This is a genomic window from Hymenobacter sp. HDW8 (assembly GCF_011305775.1).
Classification (GTDB): domain Bacteria; phylum Bacteroidota; class Bacteroidia; order Cytophagales; family Hymenobacteraceae; genus Hymenobacter; species Hymenobacter radiodurans.
In genome coordinates, this window is sequence record NZ_CP049907.1 from 2,389,123 (window position 1) to 2,406,136 (window position 17,014).

General features: G+C 56.6%; 17 protein-coding genes. 3 read left to right on the top strand and 14 right to left on the bottom strand.

What is annotated here, in order from left to right:
* Window positions 1-104 precede the first annotated feature (104 nt).
* Window positions 105-743: a hypothetical protein gene (locus tag G7064_RS09935; RefSeq protein WP_166073447.1), complete on the bottom strand. Its 639-nt coding sequence runs from the start codon at window positions 741-743 to the stop codon at window positions 105-107.
* Between the two features lie 116 nt (window positions 744-859).
* On the opposite strand from G7064_RS09935, the gene G7064_RS09940 reads away from it, so the two are divergent.
* From G7064_RS09940 to G7064_RS09950, 3 genes are all read left to right on the top strand, one after another.
* Complete coding sequence (locus tag G7064_RS09940) at window positions 860-1,078, top strand: heavy-metal-associated domain-containing protein (RefSeq protein ID WP_133271482.1); 219 nt, start codon at window positions 860-862, stop codon at window positions 1,076-1,078.
* 148 nt (window positions 1,079-1,226) lie between these two features.
* Window positions 1,227-2,093: an AraC family transcriptional regulator gene (locus G7064_RS09945; RefSeq protein WP_166073448.1), complete on the top strand. Its 867-nt coding sequence runs from the start codon at window positions 1,227-1,229 to the stop codon at window positions 2,091-2,093.
* 164 nt (window positions 2,094-2,257) lie between these two features.
* Complete coding sequence (locus G7064_RS09950; RefSeq protein ID WP_166073449.1) at window positions 2,258-3,118, top strand: SDR family oxidoreductase; 861 nt, start codon at window positions 2,258-2,260, stop codon at window positions 3,116-3,118.
* 294 nt (window positions 3,119-3,412) lie between these two features.
* Here G7064_RS09950 and G7064_RS09955 read toward each other — a convergent pair whose 3' ends face one another.
* The 13 genes from G7064_RS09955 to G7064_RS10015 all read right to left on the bottom strand — a co-directional run bounded on the left by G7064_RS09955 (window position 3,413) and on the right by G7064_RS10015 (window position 16,820).
* Window positions 3,413-4,513, bottom strand: a complete 1,101-nt coding sequence (locus G7064_RS09955; RefSeq protein WP_166073450.1) for an AIR synthase-related protein — start codon at window positions 4,511-4,513, stop codon at window positions 3,413-3,415.
* A 330-nt stretch (window positions 4,514-4,843) separates the two neighbouring features.
* Window positions 4,844-6,346 carry an amidophosphoribosyltransferase gene (purF, locus tag G7064_RS09960; RefSeq protein WP_166073451.1) on the bottom strand — a complete coding sequence of 501 codons (1,503 nt, stop codon included), beginning with the start codon at window positions 6,344-6,346 and terminating at the stop codon, window positions 4,844-4,846.
* 1 nt (window position 6,347) lies between these two features.
* Window positions 6,348-7,106: a phosphoribosylglycinamide formyltransferase gene (gene purN / locus G7064_RS09965; protein WP_166073452.1), complete on the bottom strand. Its 759-nt coding sequence runs from the start codon at window positions 7,104-7,106 to the stop codon at window positions 6,348-6,350.
* Window positions 7,107-7,117: 11 nt separating this feature from the next.
* Window positions 7,118-7,990 carry a phosphoribosylamine--glycine ligase gene (purD, locus tag G7064_RS09970; RefSeq protein ID WP_166073453.1) on the bottom strand — a complete coding sequence of 291 codons (873 nt, stop codon included), beginning with the start codon at window positions 7,988-7,990 and terminating at the stop codon, window positions 7,118-7,120.
* On the bottom strand, window positions 7,909-8,415 hold the full coding sequence (locus G7064_RS09975; RefSeq protein WP_166073454.1) for a hypothetical protein: 507 nt from the start codon (window positions 8,413-8,415) through the stop codon (window positions 7,909-7,911). The genes purD and G7064_RS09975 overlap by 82 nt, the downstream gene beginning before the upstream one ends.
* A gap of 51 nt (window positions 8,416-8,466) precedes the next feature.
* A complete protein-coding gene (locus tag G7064_RS09980; protein WP_166073455.1) occupies window positions 8,467-8,850 on the bottom strand; it encodes a nuclear transport factor 2 family protein in 384 nt (127 codons plus the stop codon).
* Window positions 8,851-8,936: 86 nt separating this feature from the next.
* Window positions 8,937-9,869, bottom strand: a complete 933-nt coding sequence (gene purC / locus G7064_RS09985) for a phosphoribosylaminoimidazolesuccinocarboxamide synthase (RefSeq protein ID WP_166073456.1) — start codon at window positions 9,867-9,869, stop codon at window positions 8,937-8,939.
* Between the two features lie 107 nt (window positions 9,870-9,976).
* Entirely contained in the window at window positions 9,977-10,861 is an 885-nt protein-coding gene (locus G7064_RS09990) for a phosphoribosylformylglycinamidine synthase subunit PurQ (protein WP_166073457.1), read from the bottom strand.
* Between the two features lie 8 nt (window positions 10,862-10,869).
* Window positions 10,870-13,905 carry a phosphoribosylformylglycinamidine synthase subunit PurL gene (locus G7064_RS09995; RefSeq protein WP_166073458.1) on the bottom strand — a complete coding sequence of 1,012 codons (3,036 nt, stop codon included), beginning with the start codon at window positions 13,903-13,905 and terminating at the stop codon, window positions 10,870-10,872.
* Between the two features lie 117 nt (window positions 13,906-14,022).
* Window positions 14,023-14,655: an orotate phosphoribosyltransferase gene (pyrE, locus tag G7064_RS10000; protein WP_240935435.1), complete on the bottom strand. Its 633-nt coding sequence runs from the start codon at window positions 14,653-14,655 to the stop codon at window positions 14,023-14,025.
* Window positions 14,648-15,415 (bottom strand): orotidine-5'-phosphate decarboxylase, encoded by a 768-nt coding sequence (pyrF, locus tag G7064_RS10005; RefSeq protein ID WP_166073459.1) that lies wholly within the window; start codon window positions 15,413-15,415, stop codon window positions 14,648-14,650. Before pyrF ends, pyrE begins: the two co-directional genes overlap by 8 nt.
* A gap of 50 nt (window positions 15,416-15,465) precedes the next feature.
* A complete protein-coding gene (locus G7064_RS10010; RefSeq protein WP_166073460.1) occupies window positions 15,466-16,344 on the bottom strand; it encodes a dihydroorotate dehydrogenase in 879 nt (292 codons plus the stop codon).
* Window positions 16,345-16,448: 104 nt separating this feature from the next.
* Complete coding sequence (locus tag G7064_RS10015; RefSeq protein ID WP_166073461.1) at window positions 16,449-16,820, bottom strand: hypothetical protein; 372 nt, start codon at window positions 16,818-16,820, stop codon at window positions 16,449-16,451.
* Window positions 16,821-17,014: the final 194 nt, after the last annotated feature.

The window sequence follows — 17,014 nt, forward strand, 5'->3', positions numbered from 1 at the left end:
CCCCTCATGTATTCGGTAAAGCCTAAAGAAAGCTTTGACACCTTCCGTATACAGCTGATTCTAAAGAAGCGGGCAGTGCGGCCGGCGTAGGAGGATGCTCACTTTTAATGGCCTTTTTGTTTCACTCTTTGCTCCTTAGCCTGACGCATCATTTGAGTTAGATCGGTAGCGCCTATTTCGCTGAGCTGTTTCATTAACAATTGGTATTCTGGATACTGGTTGTGGTTTTCAACATCAGCTAAAAATCGAAACAATTTAGTTTGCTCTACCAAACTGAGTTGTCGTGCTTCTTGCATAAAAATCCGGGGATGCGCCGCTCCCATCCTCGCTGTAGCGTGCTGTAAGAATCCGGTTGCATCTGCGTCCCACACTAAGTCTTTGCTGATAATCAAGCATTTGTGTAGCACCTCTTTCGGATAGTTGCTTCCTACTTGTTGTAATGTCTGTATGTACTTATCGCTACTTGCGTAGAGTTGACCAAAATCAGCAGGGTGAAATACACGAATGAATGCGGCCTGAGAAGCAGGAAAGGCGACGACGAACCTTTGCTGAACCTGCAACGATGCTGGTTCTTTCTTAAATCTCTTATAAGCAGCTTGTACTTGTCGCGCTTCCTCTGACAAGCGGTTGTCTGCGGGAATTTGCCAGCCGAATAAGCTGAACAAGAGAAAGAATAAACAAGGAACCATATGTATTGCTGAATAGTGGTTAAGTAAGCCAAAACTCTGCACTTCATCAGCCAAAGTCTATACCTCCCGGCGTTATTCACGTTGATACTTTTGTAGCACATGCACTGTTATCTTAGTATCATCCGCCGCTGAAGCTGCTCAGTTGCTGCCGCGGCTCAACCTTTGCTCCTATGCCTACCTTACAATTCAAAACCTCGATCAACTGCGCCAACTGCCTGCGCGCCGTCACGCCTTTTTTGGATGCGGAACCTACCGTGAAGAAGTGGAGCGTGGACACGAACAACCCCGACAAAATCTTGACCGTGGAGGGCGAAAACGTCATTCCCGAGCAGGTGATGAAAGCCGTAGCCCAAGCCGGCTTTGATATTGAGCCTCGGCAGGCAGCGTAAGCTTCCTACTGCATCCAACTCTACCTAAAAAAGCCCCCCGGAAGTGTTCTGGGGGCTTTTTTAGCAGGTAAAGTGAGCCGACGGCAACTTCAGATGAAAAGGTAGCTTACCTAATACAATTCGTCTACACTGAGCTATATCCTTTCCGATGAGCGAACATATTCCTACCTATCAGCTTCAGGCTTTTGCCAGCTATAACGACGCGCCTACGGAGGTGTATTTCCCGGATTACGCATCCGTAAAGCCCCGGATTCCCCTGGACCGCCCCTACCGCGGCGACTATTACAAAATCAGCCTGTGCTTACGGGGAAGGGCTGAGCTAAAAGCGAACTTAGAAACGTACACTATAACCCCCAACTGCCTGGTACTGGCTACGCCGGATGTGATTAAGCAATGGCTGCACATCCCCGCTGATTACGAAACGCTGTCCGTCTTTTTCACTAAAGAGTTTATCACGGCCAACAATGCGGCGACGGGGAAGCTCCGCTTTTTGGTGGCGCCCACAACCTACGTACTTTCGTTGTCGGCGGCGGAGGCGGCTGGCTTAGCGGTTTCCCTGCGCTTTTTGCAACAGAAGTATTATTCCTCAACTGCTGAGCGAGATAACATCCTAAAGAACATCATCAACAGTCTGCTCTTTGAGATTGGCGCCCTCTACGAGCAGCAGCCCGCGCCCCTCCCGACGAGCAAACCTCGCAGCCAATTGCTGGCAACGGCTTTCAAGCAGCTCGTGCAGACGCATAGCGCCACGGCGCGGGGCGTCGCCTTTTACGCCAGCCAGCTGTGTATCACACCTAAGCACCTCACGGAGCTGGTCAAAGACGTAACCGGCCGCACTGCGGGCGACTGGATAACCGCCGCCGCGGTGCTGGAAGCCAAGACCTTGCTGCAAAACCCGGCGCTGAGTATTCAGCAGGTCGCGGCCAGCCTGCACTTCACCGACCAGTTTGCCTTCAGCCGATTTTTCAAAAAAAGCACCGGCCTTTCGCCCACGGCCTACCGGCAGGCAGGCTAACCCCGTTTGCCGCCTTTTGGCTACACCTTACCGCCATCTGGCCATTTCTTCTGCTGGCGGTAGCGCCGAGTTTTGTAGGATGAATTTCGGACGCCAGCCGCTTGCCACCGGTTTGGCCAAGCGGCGGGTGTCCGAACCTATTCGTCAACTACAACAACTTTTATATGATCCTGATAACTGGTGCTACCGGGCAGCTCGGCACGGCCGTACTGCACACTCTCCTGCAAAAAACCGCCGCCACTCAGCTGGCCGCCCTGGTGCGCAACGAGCAAAAAGCCACCGACCTGCAAGCGCGGGGCGTAAGTATCCGTGTAGGCAATTACACGGATGTAGCCTCGCTGGACAAAGCCATGCAAGGCGTTGAAAAAGTGCTGCTTATCTCGGGTGGGGGCGAAGACGATGCACTCCAGCAGCATTACAACGTGGTAGATGCCGCCAAGCGGGCCGGCGTGCGTTGCCTGGCCTACACAAGTCGCGCGTTAAAAAATCCCAGAACCTTGGCTAACCAGCTGATGGTACGGCACTTCCAGACGGAAGACTACATCCAGGCGAGCGGCTTGAACTACATTTTCTTCCGCAATATCCTGTATATGGATACTTTGCCGCTGTTCACCGGGCCGCGCGTGTTCGAAACCGGCATTCGCCTGCCCGCGGGCCAGGGCCGAGTAGCCTACGCCTTGCGCAGCGAAATGGGCGAGGCCATTGCCAACGTATTGCTCGGAAGTACCTGCGACAACCGTACCTACCACTTCACTGGCAGCGAGGCGTACTCCTTCGCCGACGTAGCCGACGCCCTGGCCGCCGCCGCCGGGAAGCCAGTAACCTACATGCCCATCGAGCAGGCCACCTTTGCCACCAGCATGCAGGAGCGCGGGGTACCAGAGCTTGCCATCCAACGAACCGCCGGCTTTATGGCCGACATCAAGCACGGGCAAGAAGCCGAAGTAAGCTCCGATTTGGAAATGGCACTAGGTCGAAAACCCACTTCCCTTAAGGAAGGAGTAAAATTGCTTTATAAGTTGTAGCAGCCGTTATCAGCACTGAAAAAGCCCCCAGAATGGTTCTGGGGGGCTTTTTCAGTGCTCGAGCTTTTTAGATTAATATAAATCAGATTCATATAAATATGATAGGCGGTCATGCAGAGCGAAGTGAAGCATCTCGCTAGCGGTAGTGAGATTAGTAATCCAGTGAAACACGCGAGATGCTTCGCTCCGCTCTGCATGACGTACGGCTTAAACAATGTTTGATTGTCGTTATATGAAAAAGCCCCCCAACTCTCGTCGGGGGCTTTTTGGTGAATAATTAAGCAAAGACGCTACCTAATACGTCAGTTCACCAGCCTCCACTTTCAGCTTAATACCCGGCTCAGCGGTAATGCGGCCTGCTACTTGGGCCTGGTAGCCATCGGCTTGCAGCTGGCTTACAACGGCGGTAGCTTGGGCTTCTTCGGTGACGAGTAGCATACCGTTGCCCATGTTCCAGTAGAGGTAAGCGTCGGCGGGCGAGATGCCGGCTAGTTTGGTGAGATTCTGCATGGCGGGCAGGGGTTCGAACAAATTATCTAGTTCGGCACCAACGCCGTTGTTTTTGAGTACGCGCTGGAAGTTATCGGCAATGCCGCCGCCGGTGATGTGGGCAATGCCGTGCAGAACTAGGCCAGCGTCTAGGAGACGGGCTACGGCGGGCGCGTAGATCAGGGACGGAGCCAGTAGTACTTCCCCCCACGTGTTGCCTAGCTCTGCGGCGTCGGAGCCGGTGTAAGGCGCCGTGTGCCAGTTGTCGCCGTAGAGACCTTGCAACGTACGACGTGCCAGGGAAAAGCCGTTGGAGCGGAAGCTGGGGGAGCGAAGTGATACTACTGCGTGGCCAGCCTGGGCGGTGGCGCCGCTTAGGGGGCTTTTTAGCGACGGATGCAAGGCGCCCACGGCCGTAGAGCACCAATTGAAGTTCATGCGGGCGCCGGGCCAGCCGCCAATCCGGTTGCCCAGCTCGGCGATTTCGCCCCCCGTCACGGCAATGCGACTGAAGTTGGCTGCGTCGTGCAAGCCGCGCATTAGTTCGTCGATTACGTCGTAATCCAGGGTATTCACGTCAATGATGTTCGACAGATTACTGGGCACGAAGCCGCCGGCAATTAGGTCGTCGGCCACCATGGCAATCAGGTCGTAGCCCAAGGTATCAAACCGACCCACCCGCTCAGCCACCTCGATTTTGGTACCGATACCGTCGGAGCTGATGCCCAGGCGCTCTTGTCCGAAGCGAATTTCGTTGGAAAAGCCCCCGTCCAGATCCTGCGCCGGCTCGCCGGGCTGGCCAGCGCGGTTAGGAAAGGTTTTTTTAGCCCAGGCATAGGCGTTACGGGAGCAGGCGTTGCCGAGGTCGATGTCGTAGCCGGCAGGTTTGGAGGAAGCAGTGGACATGAAGCGTGAGGTAATCGTTGGAGTTGTAAGCAAACTCCCCTCCTCAGAGGAGGAGGGGATGTCACCGCGTAGCGGGGACTGGGGTGGTTGAGGTCGTTGTTTGGTTGTTTAGTTATTGGAAAGAACGTCATGCAGAGGCGGGGCCGAAGCATCTCGCATGTTTAGTGGAATTGGTAATCAGCCATCAGCACGCGAGATGCTTCGCTTTGCTCTGCATGACCACCTCTTTTCATTACTTAAGCTAAACAACAGCAGCAACGCCGGTCAACCACCCCAGCGTCGGCTGCGCCGCCGCATCCCCTCCTCAGATGAGGAGGGGAGTTTGACGTTCTAGTGTTCCGTTGGCTCGGGAGCCTTAGCGCTTACTGATGACACTACTTGGTGACGGTCTTTCTTGTCGCGGTGGCTTTCGCGCTCCTCTTGGATGTGGCGCAGGTACTTGGTGACGTCGCCGGTGGGGTAGCGGCCGGAGAAGCAGGCGAAGCAGCCGCCGTGGCCGCGCTCTTCGGCAAATAAATCTTGCAAGTCGCTCAGGTCCTGATAGATAACCTTATCAGCCTCGATGTAGCGGCAGATTTCTTCCTCCGTGTAGTTGGCGGCAATCAGCTCAGTGCTCATGGCCATATCGATGCCGTAGATGCAGGGGCTCACGATGGGCGGCGCGGAGGAGATGAAGTATACTTCTAGCGCACCCGCTTCGCGCAGGATGCGCACGATGCGCCGCGAGGTGGTGCCGCGCACGATACTATCATCGACCACGGCTATTTTTTTGCCTTCTACAAACTCGCGAATGGGATTGAGCTTTTTCTTGACCACATCCTCACGGCCGGCCTGACTGCTGACAATGAAGCTGCGACCCATGTGGTTGTTTTTCACCAGTCCGCGCCGGTAGGGCACGCCAATAGCTTCGGCCAAGCCGGAAGCTGCGAAGTAGCCTGACGATGGCACGTCAATTACCATATCAGGTTCAATTCCGGCAGCTTTTACCTTGCGGGCCAGTATTTTACCTAACCGCACTCGCTCACGGGCTACTAGGCGGCCGTGAATAACGGAGTCTTCGCGGGCAAAGTAAATGTGCTCAAATACGCAGAACGCTTTGGGCACATTGTATGGGTTCTTGTAGTGGACTTTGAGGTCTTTATCAATGAAGATGGCCTGACCAGGTCCTACGTTTTTCACGAAGTCGAAGCCCAGATAATCAAAGCAGGTGCTCTCGGAGGCGAAGGCGTACACTGGCCCGTCGGGAGTTTGGCGGCAGCCGAGCACCAGCGGACGGATTCCCAGTGGGTCGTTGAAGGCTAGCAAACCGTGGCCGGCAATAACGGTGATGGTAGCGTAGGCACCTTTTACCAGTTCTTGCGTCGTCTCAACGGCATCGAAGATGTCGATTACGGAAAGGTGGTCGAGGTCTTTGATGCGCAGCTCCGAGGCGAAGGTGTACATGATCAGCTCCAGGTCGTTGCTGGTTTTGGGCAGCACATGGTACTTATCATGCAGACGTTGAGCGACTTCGCGAAAATTGATCACGTTGCCGTTGTGTACCATGCCCAGGCCGAAGGGGTAGCTGGTGGTAAAGGGCTGGGCCAGCTCCGAATCATTGGAGCCTTGGGTAGTGTAGCGCACATGGCCGATGCCAATGTTGCCTTTGAGCTTTTTTATATGCTTGGGCTTGAACACGTCATTGACGAGCCCGTTGCCTTTGCAGAGGTGGAAATTATCGTCAAACGTGACAATACCGGCCGCATCCTGACCGCGGTGTTGCAGGGCCGTTAAGCCAACTACAATGTCCGCGGCTACTGGCTCAGGACCGTAAAAACCAACTATTCCGCACATATCAATTCTCTGTTGTCAGTTGCCGGTTGTCAGGCGGGGCGGCCGGGCAGCTGGCGGGGGTGGAAGGGGAAATCTGGCCTCGAAACAAGCGCACCAGCGTATCAGCATACAGCTCGTGCTCTACGAGCAGGCCGCGGCGCTCGACTTCGGACAGCGTATTTGCCCCCCGCAGATCAACGGGGCGCTGGGCTAACACGGGGCCGGTATCGAGGCCTTCATCCACGAGGTGGACGGTAATTTTTGTTTCGGGAAGCTTGTTTTCAAAGGCCCACTCGTAGGCGTGCAGGCCTTGGTGCTGATGGGTATCGGCGGGGTGAATATTCAGAATGCGCCCGGCGTAAGCTCGCACTAGCACCGGTGAGAGAATGCGCATATAGCCGGCTAATACCAGATAATCAGGCTCATACTCTCGCAGCATTTGCACCACCGCCGCATCATAATCGGCTCGTTTGCGGCCGGCGGGACCCAGGCTAGCCGTTTGACAGCCCAGGGCAGCGGCCGTAGCTAAGCCCGGCGCATCAGGATTGTTGCTGAACACCACGGCCACCTCAGCAAGTTCGCGCAGGGCACCCATTTGTACGGAATCGACCAGCGCTACCATGTTGGAACCTCGACCGGACAGCAAAATGGCCAACCGCTGCTTGCGCGGAGCGCTGGGCTGCTCCCCTTCCCGCTCTAGTCCCCGCGTCTGCTCAGAGCGCGTTCCTTCGGGAAGGAAGGACGTCGGCCGATTTTCGCTGGGGGAAGGAGTCTGGCTCATCTTAGATAGGACTAAAATTTAGCAGCCGTCAGTTCCGGCATGGGGCGTTGGCCGATATCGGAGCGGTAGTAAACACCCTCAAAGGTAACCTTTTTGCACTCGGCATACACTTGCTGCACAGCATCTTCCAGGTCATTGCCCCGCGAAACCACCGTCAGAACACGGCCGCCGCTTGTGGTGAGCGGCCCATCAGCTTGACGGCGAGTCGCGCCGTGGAAAACCAAGGTCTGGGGGGCAAAATTGGCTTCGTTTTCTAGGCCGCTGATAGGGAAGCCAGTTGGAAAACTAGCGGCTGGATAGCCACCCGAAGCCAGCACCACTCCTACAAAAGTGCCGTTGCGCTGCCATACGGTCGTTTGGGCCAAGTTGCCGTCGAGCGTGGCTTCTATCAGTTCTAGCAAGCTGCTTTTCAGCGCCGGCAGCAATACCTGCGCTTCGGGGTCGCCGAGGCGGGCATTGTATTCCAGCAGCTTCGGACCCTGCGGGGTGAGCATGATACCGAAGTAAATAAAGCCTTTAAAATTAAATGGTTCGGCTTGCAGGCCGCGCATGGTAGGGTCCACGATGTCGCGACGGATAGCAGCTAGTACATTGTCGTCAGCGAAGGGCACCGGGCAGTAAGCGCCCATACCGCCGGTGTTTGGACCTTTGTCGCCAGCCAGCAGCTGCTTATGATCCTGCGATGGTGCCAGCAGCCGAATGCGGTTGCCATCAGTGATACCGATGATGCTGATTTCGGGGCCGCTCAGCTTTTCTTCCAACAGAAACGAAAACCACTCGGGATGCTGGTCTTGTAGCTCAGTTAGGGCCTCGTTGGCCTCGTCCACGGAACTGCACACGTATACGCCTTTGCCCGCGGCCAGACCGTCGTATTTGATGACCAAATTGCCCCCAGCTCGGCTGCTTTGGCGCGGGCGGCCTGCATCTCGTCGCTACGGAAGGTCCAGGATAAGCCCGTAGCTACGCCGTGGCGGCGCATGAATTTCTTGCTCCACACCTTAGAGCTTTCCAGCAACGCTCCTTGCCGAGTTGGCCCAAACACTCGAATATCGGTCTTGGCAAAATAGTCCGTAACACCAGCCGCCAGCGGAGCCTCGGGGCCCACCACAATAAGCTTGATATCATGTTCCCGGCAGAAATTCTCTACTGCTGGGAAGTCTAGGGGGCTAATTTCGGGGTGACTATTCGGGATGCCGCCGTTACCGGGCAGCACATGCACGGTAGCCCCGTCGAGGGTCAGCTTCCACGCCATGGCGTGTTCACGGGCACCGCCGCCGAGAAGAACTATATGTTTGGTGTTGGTGCTCAAGGTTGGTGTTTGAAGTGGTTGTGGATTGCGGGTTGAGAATACAGAGATTTTCTAGCTGATATCTTCAATGGAAGTAATCTGACCATCAGCAATCTGATACACTGACTTACCCTGTAGTTGCAGCGTATCGCCCGCTTTCAAGCCGTTGGGAAACTCCATGGCGGCCACTGCAGTGTAGTCAATCAGCACTTCCACGCGGTTATCAGCTATCTGCCAGTCGGTGACGCGCTGTTCCCGCTGGGAGAAATACTGCTTAGCCTGCTCTGCTTGCTGGCGGAAGCTTTCTTTGCCAGTTGTAGTCAAATTAATCTCGCCGTTGGCAATGTTTCTGAACTCCACCTCCTCGTGCAGATGGCGCACCATCCCGTCTACATCGAAGCAGTTATATGCTTCGATGTAAGCTTGAACGAGTCGTTTAAAATCAGAGGCTTCCATTGGTTTGACTATACCGCGACTCAGCGTCGGTGACATTAGTACTCTTGATTTCCTTGAGGAGTTGATCGCGCAAGCATAGCAGGTTCCTAAGCTTCTTTCATGATCCCAGCGCGCACTAAGTTGCCCACGAGGCGGGCTTGCACGTCGCCGCCGGGAGTGGTTTCGTTGCCAGTGGGTAGCGGGCTGCCGGTGATGCGCTCGTAGATATCGAGGTAGCGACGGGTAGCTTCAGCGGAAACTTCGGGGGTGAGAGCGCGGGGGTACTGGCCATCTACTTTGTTGGCGATGAGCCACTGACGCACGTACTCCTTATCCATCTGCTCCGCCGTTTCGGGGTTACTGGCGTAGTCCTCGGCGCTCCAGAAGCGCGACGAATCGGGCGTGTGGATTTCATCGATCAGAATCAACTCCCCGTTCAGCAAACCAAATTCATACTTGGTATCCACCAGGATGATGCCGCGCTCGGCCATCCACTGAGAGGCAAAATTGAACAGCTCCAACGCCTTCACCCGCATCCGCTCGTACAGCTCAGCCGATACCCAGCCTTCCGACACCAGATTCTCCGGCGTGATTTCGCGGTCCGACTCTTCCTTGGTGGTCGGCGTCACGATGGGCTCGGGAAACTGCTGGTGCTTAGTCAGGCCATCAGGTACCGTCACGCCCGAGAACGTGCGCTGGCCTTGCTGATAGCCGCGCAACATAGAACCGGTGAGGTAGTTGCGCACCACCATTTCCACCCGAATCGGTTCGGCTTCCTTGGCCAGCGTCACGTTGGGGTCGAGCAGGGCAATGACGTGGTTAGGAATGATGTGCTGGGTTTTCTCAAACCAGAAAGCCGCCAACCCGTTCAGCACCGCGCCTTTGTGGGCCACGGGCGTCTCCAACACCGAGTCGAACGCCGACAGCCGGTCGGTAACCACGATAAGCCGCTCACCGGAGGGCGCGCGGTACGAGTCGCGGACTTTCCCACGGTGGAGAAGTTCGAGTTGGGGCGTGGTGAAGTGGTTCAGAGTGTTCATTTGCGGGGTCAGCAGGCCTTTTTTCTATTTAGCTCATCTGGGGGGCTTTTTCGAATAGGAAGCCTGACGCCAGTGAATGATTTGTGTCTTGGTGAGGAAAGGGCGAATTAGCGAAGTGGCGTCTCTACTGATTGCAGTGAAACTGCGGAAGCTGAGCGATGCGGCAACGAGGCTACATGCTCCACAATATTTCGGAACAGCTTTAGCCCATCTCCTTCTTCGCTCAACTCCTTATTTACGCGCTTGCGGCGCGCCCAATCGGGGTGATTGTAGAGCGACAAGAAAGCTTCGGGGTGCGGCATTAGTCCGAGTACCTGCCCGGTAGTATCGGTCAGGCCAGCGCAGTTCAGGTCGGCACCGTTGGGGTTGTGCGGGTACTGCGACACCTCGCAGCCAGTAGAATCGCAGTAAGTGAGGCAGTTCAGGCTCTGATCGAGGATATGCTGGCGCGTGGCTGCATCGGGGATGAGCAGGCGACCTTCGCCGTGGCGCACGGGTACTTCAAAGGAGTCTAAGCCTTGTAGGAAAGGGCTGCGGTTGTTTGCATTCACCTTCAAGCGCACCCAGCGGTCTTCGTAGCGGCCGGAGGCGTTGTGCGTCAGGGTTACTTCGGGCTGAAAATTGCCCTCCAGATTGGGCAGCAAGCCCAGCTTTACCAGCACTTGGAAGCCGTTGCAAATACCCAGCACGAACTTGCCGCGGGCAATGAACTCGCGCAGGTCGTCGAGCAAAGTGAAGCCGCCGGGCGTCTGGCGGTAGCGCAGTTTTTTGGCCAGCACCACCCCCGAGCCCAGGTCGTCGCCGAAGGAAAAGCCCCCCGGAAAGTTTAGGATATCGTAGTCGTGGATGCTGACCTGGCCGTGTAGTACTTGATTGAGGTGGACGATAGTCGCTTCAGCACCGGCTAAGCGGTAGGCGGCAGCCATTTCCTCTTCGCAATTAATCCCGAACCCAGTCAGGATAAGCGCCTGGACAGCAGCGAATTGATTCATGTTCTCTTTCATTTCCCCTCCCCCATTACGTGTTCGCCAAAACCGATGGTCTGATTCACCGGCCCGTTGGTCCAAGTCTGGCGTAGCTCTTCTGTGTCGGCTTCTATCACGAGCTGGCCCTGATGCGTTACGAGCAGGAAGTTGTCGTTGGTAACAACACCTAAGCGGGTGGCTTTATCTCCCAGAATCTTCTCGAATGCTACCACGTCTTCCAGCGCTACAGTAGCCACGAAGCGGGAGTGCGACTCGGAGAACAGTTGGGTAGGCAACGGCAGTTCGCCGGTCAGCTCAATTTTGGCCCCCAGCCCATCGCCGAAGGTTGCTTCGGCCAACGCCACGGCTAGGCCGCCGTCGGACAGGTCGTGGCAGGATTGGATAAGTTGTTGGTCGTTGGCTTGGCCGATGAGGGTGTAGAGTTCCTTAGCTTCCGCGAAGCGTACTTGCGGCACGTTGGCGCCCAACTCCTTATATAGTTGGTAAAATTCGGAGCCGCCGAGTTCGTCGTAGGTGCGGCCCAGCATGTACACCACGTCGCCGGCCTGCTTGAAGTCGCTGGTGACGGTGCGGCGCACATCCTCGATTTTGGCCGTCATTGAATACAAGACCGTAGGCGGCACTGAAATCTTCACACCGTCGGCCTTGAAGTCGTTTTTCATGCTGTCCTTGCCGCTGGTGAGCGGAATGCAGTAGGCGGCGGTGGCATCGCGCAGGGCTTGGCACATGTGCACCAGCTTGGCCAGCTTTTGCTTGCCGTCGGGGTTGCTTACCGGATGAAAATCTGAATCAGGAACGCAGAAGTTATCGTTCACTGACCAGAAGATATTGTCGCCGGGCGTGAGGTTGGGTAATTTGCCCCCCACGGCAATAATCTGGCGCACGGCCTCATCGAAGGCGCCGGCCGACATATGGTAAGCGTCCAGGTCACCGAAGCGGGGTAGAATGCCGTTGCTCACGGCCACGCCTTCCCAGCTTTCGAAGTTGAAGCGCACCACGGCGGCATCCTGCGGCGCCTGGCCAGTGGCGCCCATCAGCGGCTTGATGACAGTGCGGCCCTTCACCTCGTGGTCATACTGGCGAATGACGGACTCACGGGAGCAAATATTGAGTGAGCCGAGCAGCTGATGTAGAACGTCGGTGTAGTCAAGGCTGGGGGGCAAAATTGGCTCCTGAGCTTCAGGCTTCTGCCACTCGGCTTCCATAAGTTTGCGCGGCACGCCTTCGTGCAGGAAATGCATGTTCAGCCGAGCCACTGGGGCGTTGGCGAAGCGAACATCCAGGTAGCCATCGGCGGTGAAATAGCCGATGTCGGTTAGCTCAACTTCCATTTCCTGACCTAAAGCCAGCACTTCATTCAGCTTGTCGGGCTCCACTACCAGCGTAAATCGCTCCTGCGACTCGCTCACAAAAATCTCCCACGGCCGCAAGCCAGGATATTTCAGCGGCACTTTTTCCAGGTCTACCACGGCGCCGCCGCTGATACCTGCTAGCTCGCCGACGGAGGAAGAAAGTCCCCCGGCACCGTTGTCAGTGCTGCACTTGATGAGGCCGCGGCGGGTGGCGAGGATAAGGAAATCCATGGCCAACTTTTGCGTGATGGGCGAGCCGATTTGTACGGCCGTGGCCGGTGATGATTCGTCGAGCTCAATGCTGCTGAAGGTGGCGCCGTGGATGCCGTCTTTACCCACGCGGCCCCCAGCCATGATAATACGGTCACCGTCGTCGATCTTCTTTTCCCAGGAGTCGAGGCCGGCGAGTTGCATGGGCATCACGGCGCCGGTGCCGCAGTACACCAGCGGCTTGCCGGCGTAGCGGTCGTCGAAAACGATGCTGCCGTTTACCGTTGGTACGCCCGACTTATTGCCGCCGTCTTCAATGCCTTTGCGCACGCCTTCAAAAATGCGGCGCGGATGCAGTTGGTTGGTCAGCAGCGGCCCGTCGTAATCAGGATTACCGAAGCACAAGACGTTGGTATTAAACAGCAAACGAGCCCCGCCGATGCCAGTAGCCAACGGGTCGCGGTTGTTGCCCAGAATGCCAGTAATGGCCCCACCGTAGGGGTCAATGGCGGAAGGTGAATTGTGGGTTTCTACCTTCCAGACAAACAGCGACTCGTCGTTGATGCGGACGGCGCCGGCGTTATCGGAGAACACCTTGATCAGCCAGTCGTTGCCGTTGGCGCGGAGCTGACGGTCTACCTCGGCGGTGGCGTCTTTGATGTATGTTTTGAACAGGGAATCAACCTGGTATTCTTCGCCCGTTTCGGCGTCGCGGTAGTTGATTAAGGCACTGAATTCCTTGTGCTTGCAGTGCTCCGACCAGGTTTGGGCAATGATTTCCAGCTCGCAGTCGGTGGGCTCGGCGGGCAGGCCGCTAGCCTGGCGCTCCTGCTGGGTTTCGGGCAGCTGATAATACGCCCGCACGGCCTGCATTTCTGCTAGGTTCAGCGCATAGAGGTTATCCTTAGACAACTGCACCAGCTCCTCATCCGACACATTCAGGTCGATGATGTGGGTGGTGTTGTCAACGGAGGTGCCGGGGCGAGGCGTGAAGTCGCGGATCTGATCGGCGGGGCCTACTTCGAAGCGGTTGATGAGCTTGTTGCCGAGCAGCTCTTCGGCCAGGCGACGCAGGTCGGCGGGGGGCAAATTTTCTTCCAGCAGATACAGACGTTTGCTGAAAATATGCTGAGTGCGCGTGTCGAGGGGCTGGTTGAGAAAGTCGCCGAGCGCATTTTGGGCCGAGGTGCCTTCGTCGTCGGTTACGCCGGGGCCTTTGGCCACTAATATGTAGGACTGGAATTGAGGGTCGCGGCGAAACTCGTTCAGGGCTACCTCATGCAATACCGGATCTTGGAGGCATTGCTCGGCGAAATCGCGAAGTTGCTGGGCGGTGAGCGGGTAACGCACCGAGTAAACGGCCGTGCTTTGCACCCGGCCCGTGCGCAGGCCGAGGTGGCGCTGCGCGGCTTCCGCTACGCGCTGCCCGTCGCCGTCGTGAATGCCGGGCTTGGGCAGCAGCTGAATGGAATGAAGATGATTTTCCAAAAGGAACAGGTTTGCTATTTTTCGACTTCCCACTGCCGACCACCGGCCGCGGAAAAGCGCCCCGACAATCGGGACGCCGAAAATGCCTTGCCTACGGGCCGAAGCCAGCAGGTAGGTTTAAGAAAACGCTTTCTCCGGCCGACTGCCAGGTTTTACTACCGGAATACCTGCCCGGCACAGCGGGCAATCATCGGGTGCGTGGGTAGCCGCCGTGACCGGCAGCAGTGCAAAGGTCGGAAAAGAAAGCTCTGCTTTGCCACCTGTGCGATCAATTAAACTGGCGACACCCAAAATTTTGCCCCCCAGCCCTTCCAAAATCCGCGCTACTTCTTTGGTACTCTTGCCCGTGGTCACCACATCTTCGGCGATAATAATTCGCTCGCCGGGTTGCAGAGTGAAGCCGCGGCGCAGGGTCATTTGGCCCGTATCGTCGCGCTCCGTGAAGATGGCGGGCACGCCCAGCTGTCGTCCCAGCTCATAGCTCACCACCACGCCGCCCATGGCCGGACCAACAACTACATCGGGCTGCAAGCCAGCTTCGCGGATGCGCTGAGCCAGCTCGGCCATAGCCAGAGCAGCCAGCTCGGGGCGGCGCAGAAAGCGGGCGCACTGCACGTAGGTATCGGAGTGCAAGCCCGAGGACAGGCGAAAATGGCCCCTGAGCAAGGCATCTTCCTGCATCAGTTGCTGCTCAAGCAGGGGGGCGTCAAAACGAGTCTCAGAAGTCATTTCAGCAGCAGAATCAGACATGAGCGGTAACGGGACGGAGGTCATTTATTTGTTGCATTAATTCACGGGCGGCGGCACCAGCATCGGCCGCTTGCCAAATGGCGCGGGAAGTATTGATGAGCAGCCCAAGCCCATCGGCCCGCAAGCCGGCTTGGAGTGTGGCAGCCAAGTCGCCGCCCTGGGCGCCGATGCCTGGTACTAGGAACCACTGCGTTGGGCAGCTTTCGCGTACGCGAGCTATGGCCGCGGCATCAGTGGCACCTACTACCAGACCGATATTATGATGATGCTCATCAAGCTCGCACGATACGCGAGCGGCCAAGTCGCTCACGTAGCCACCACGAGTTAGGGCAACATCTTGCAGGGAGTGAGCGGGTCTGTTGGAAGTTTTAGCCAACACAAACACCATTTTGTCGGGGCGGGCGAAGGGCACAATGGCGTCGTCGCCCATGTAGGGGTTCACCGTCACGGCGTCGGCGCCAATGCGGTCATAGGCGAATTGGGCGTAGTGTTCGGCCGTGTTGGCGATGTCGCCAAATTTGCCGTCGAGGATGACGGGAATATCCTTGGGAATCAGCGCTACTGTTTCGCGCAGCAGGGCCACGCCGTTTTCGCGGGAGAGAAAGAACGCCAGATTGGGCTTGAAGGCGGCAGCAAACTCCGCAGTCTGCGCGATGACTTCACGCAGGCGAGCGGCCACAAAGCTGTCGTCGCCGGTAGGGTCGAGGCCGACGCAGAGTAAGGAATTGGCTTGCTGAACGCGGGTGGTTAGTTTGTTCATGAGGCCTGCTATAGGTTGTTACAGTGGGTGGAAAGGCTGCTAGCTTACTATTAGCGACTGACCAGATTGGAGCGGGACATATCCTGCTCGTCACTTTGAGAGTCGTTTGCGCATTCTTCGGCTAGGCGGGCAGTCAGGCCGGGGTCTAGCCACTCGCCACTGGCAATTTGCACAGCGTTGGCACCTACGCGCAAGTAGTCAGTAACGTGGTTGCTGGTAAAAATGCCCCCCGTACCAAAAATAGGCAGCGTGATCCGCTCATCGTGGGCTAACTCGTACACGCAGCGCAAAGCCACTGGCCGCAACGCCTCGCCTGATAACCCTCCGATAAGCGGCTTAGTGGTAGCATCATCGGGTAAGTGAAGGCCTTTAAGCGTATTGCACGCGGCTACGGCCGATGCGCCACCTTCCTGCGCGCCCAGCGCCAGACCGCGAATAAAGTCGGGCCACGGGGGCAGCTTCACTACGATAATGGCCTCGGGCCCCAGCTCATTGCGCACCGCCTCGGTAGCGTCGCGCACAAACTTGGGCGTAATCTCGGCGCCTTTGGCCGTATCAGTACAAGTTATATAAACCTCGACGCCCGCAATTTGCCCCCCAGCCTCACGCTTGAGGAAGCGGGCGATTTTGCGGAAGCCCGGAATACCCGGCGCCGTAATGCTTACCAGCACCGGCACGCCGTAGCGCAACAGATTCGGCAGATGCTCATGCACCAGAATCTCCGCGTTTTCGGTGCGCATGTTGGTGGCGTTGAGCAGGGTTTGATCGGCTACTTGCCAAATGCCCTGTTCATAAAGCCCTGGCTTGGGCTCCATGGTCACGGTGCGGGTAAAAATAGCCCCCAGTCGCTCATAGCCCGGCCCGTCCAGATGCCAAGAGGCCGCGGCCAGGCAGATAGGATTTTGAAGTGTAACTGCGCCTAACTGCATGATTGATTTTACTTTAAACTATTGACTCTTATCGAAGCCTCAACTTAAATAACTCTAAAAGCAAAGCGCCCGGTTCATCACCGGGCGCTTTGTTGGTCAGCTAGCTAGATTACGTTTTCGCTGTTGATCAGGAAGGGTACGCAGTCGCGTATGTCTTTCTGGCCGAGGATGAACTGGGCCACGCGGGCCATGCCTACACCAGCACCGGAGTGCAGCTTCACTTCGTGCTCTTTGTGAAAGTCGAAACACCAGTCGAAGCCCGACAGCGTGTCAGTGCTTTCGCAAGCATCGGTTACACCCACTATATGGAGCATATTGTGCATGACCATGCCTCCTTCCGCCTCCACATACTTACGGGCACCCCGGAACATGGCATCCCATTCTTCGATGATGGCCATGCGCTTAGGTTCCGTAGTTAGGATAACGTTGCAGGTGGCAGCGAAGGCAGCGGCTTGAGGGGCGAGGTTGTCTTGCATGTTGACCTGAAGATTGAAGTGTCTATGAGTGCAGGGTTGAGCACAAAACATTCCCGCTGGAGGCCGACTCAGCCGGACATAAAAAAACCGCTTCGGAAACCGGAGCGGTGAACAGGGGAAAAATAGGAAAAACAGAAAAACCAACGAGGGAAAAGACCTTCCGGTCTTCTCGCAGAACGGCGCTATGGGGCGTT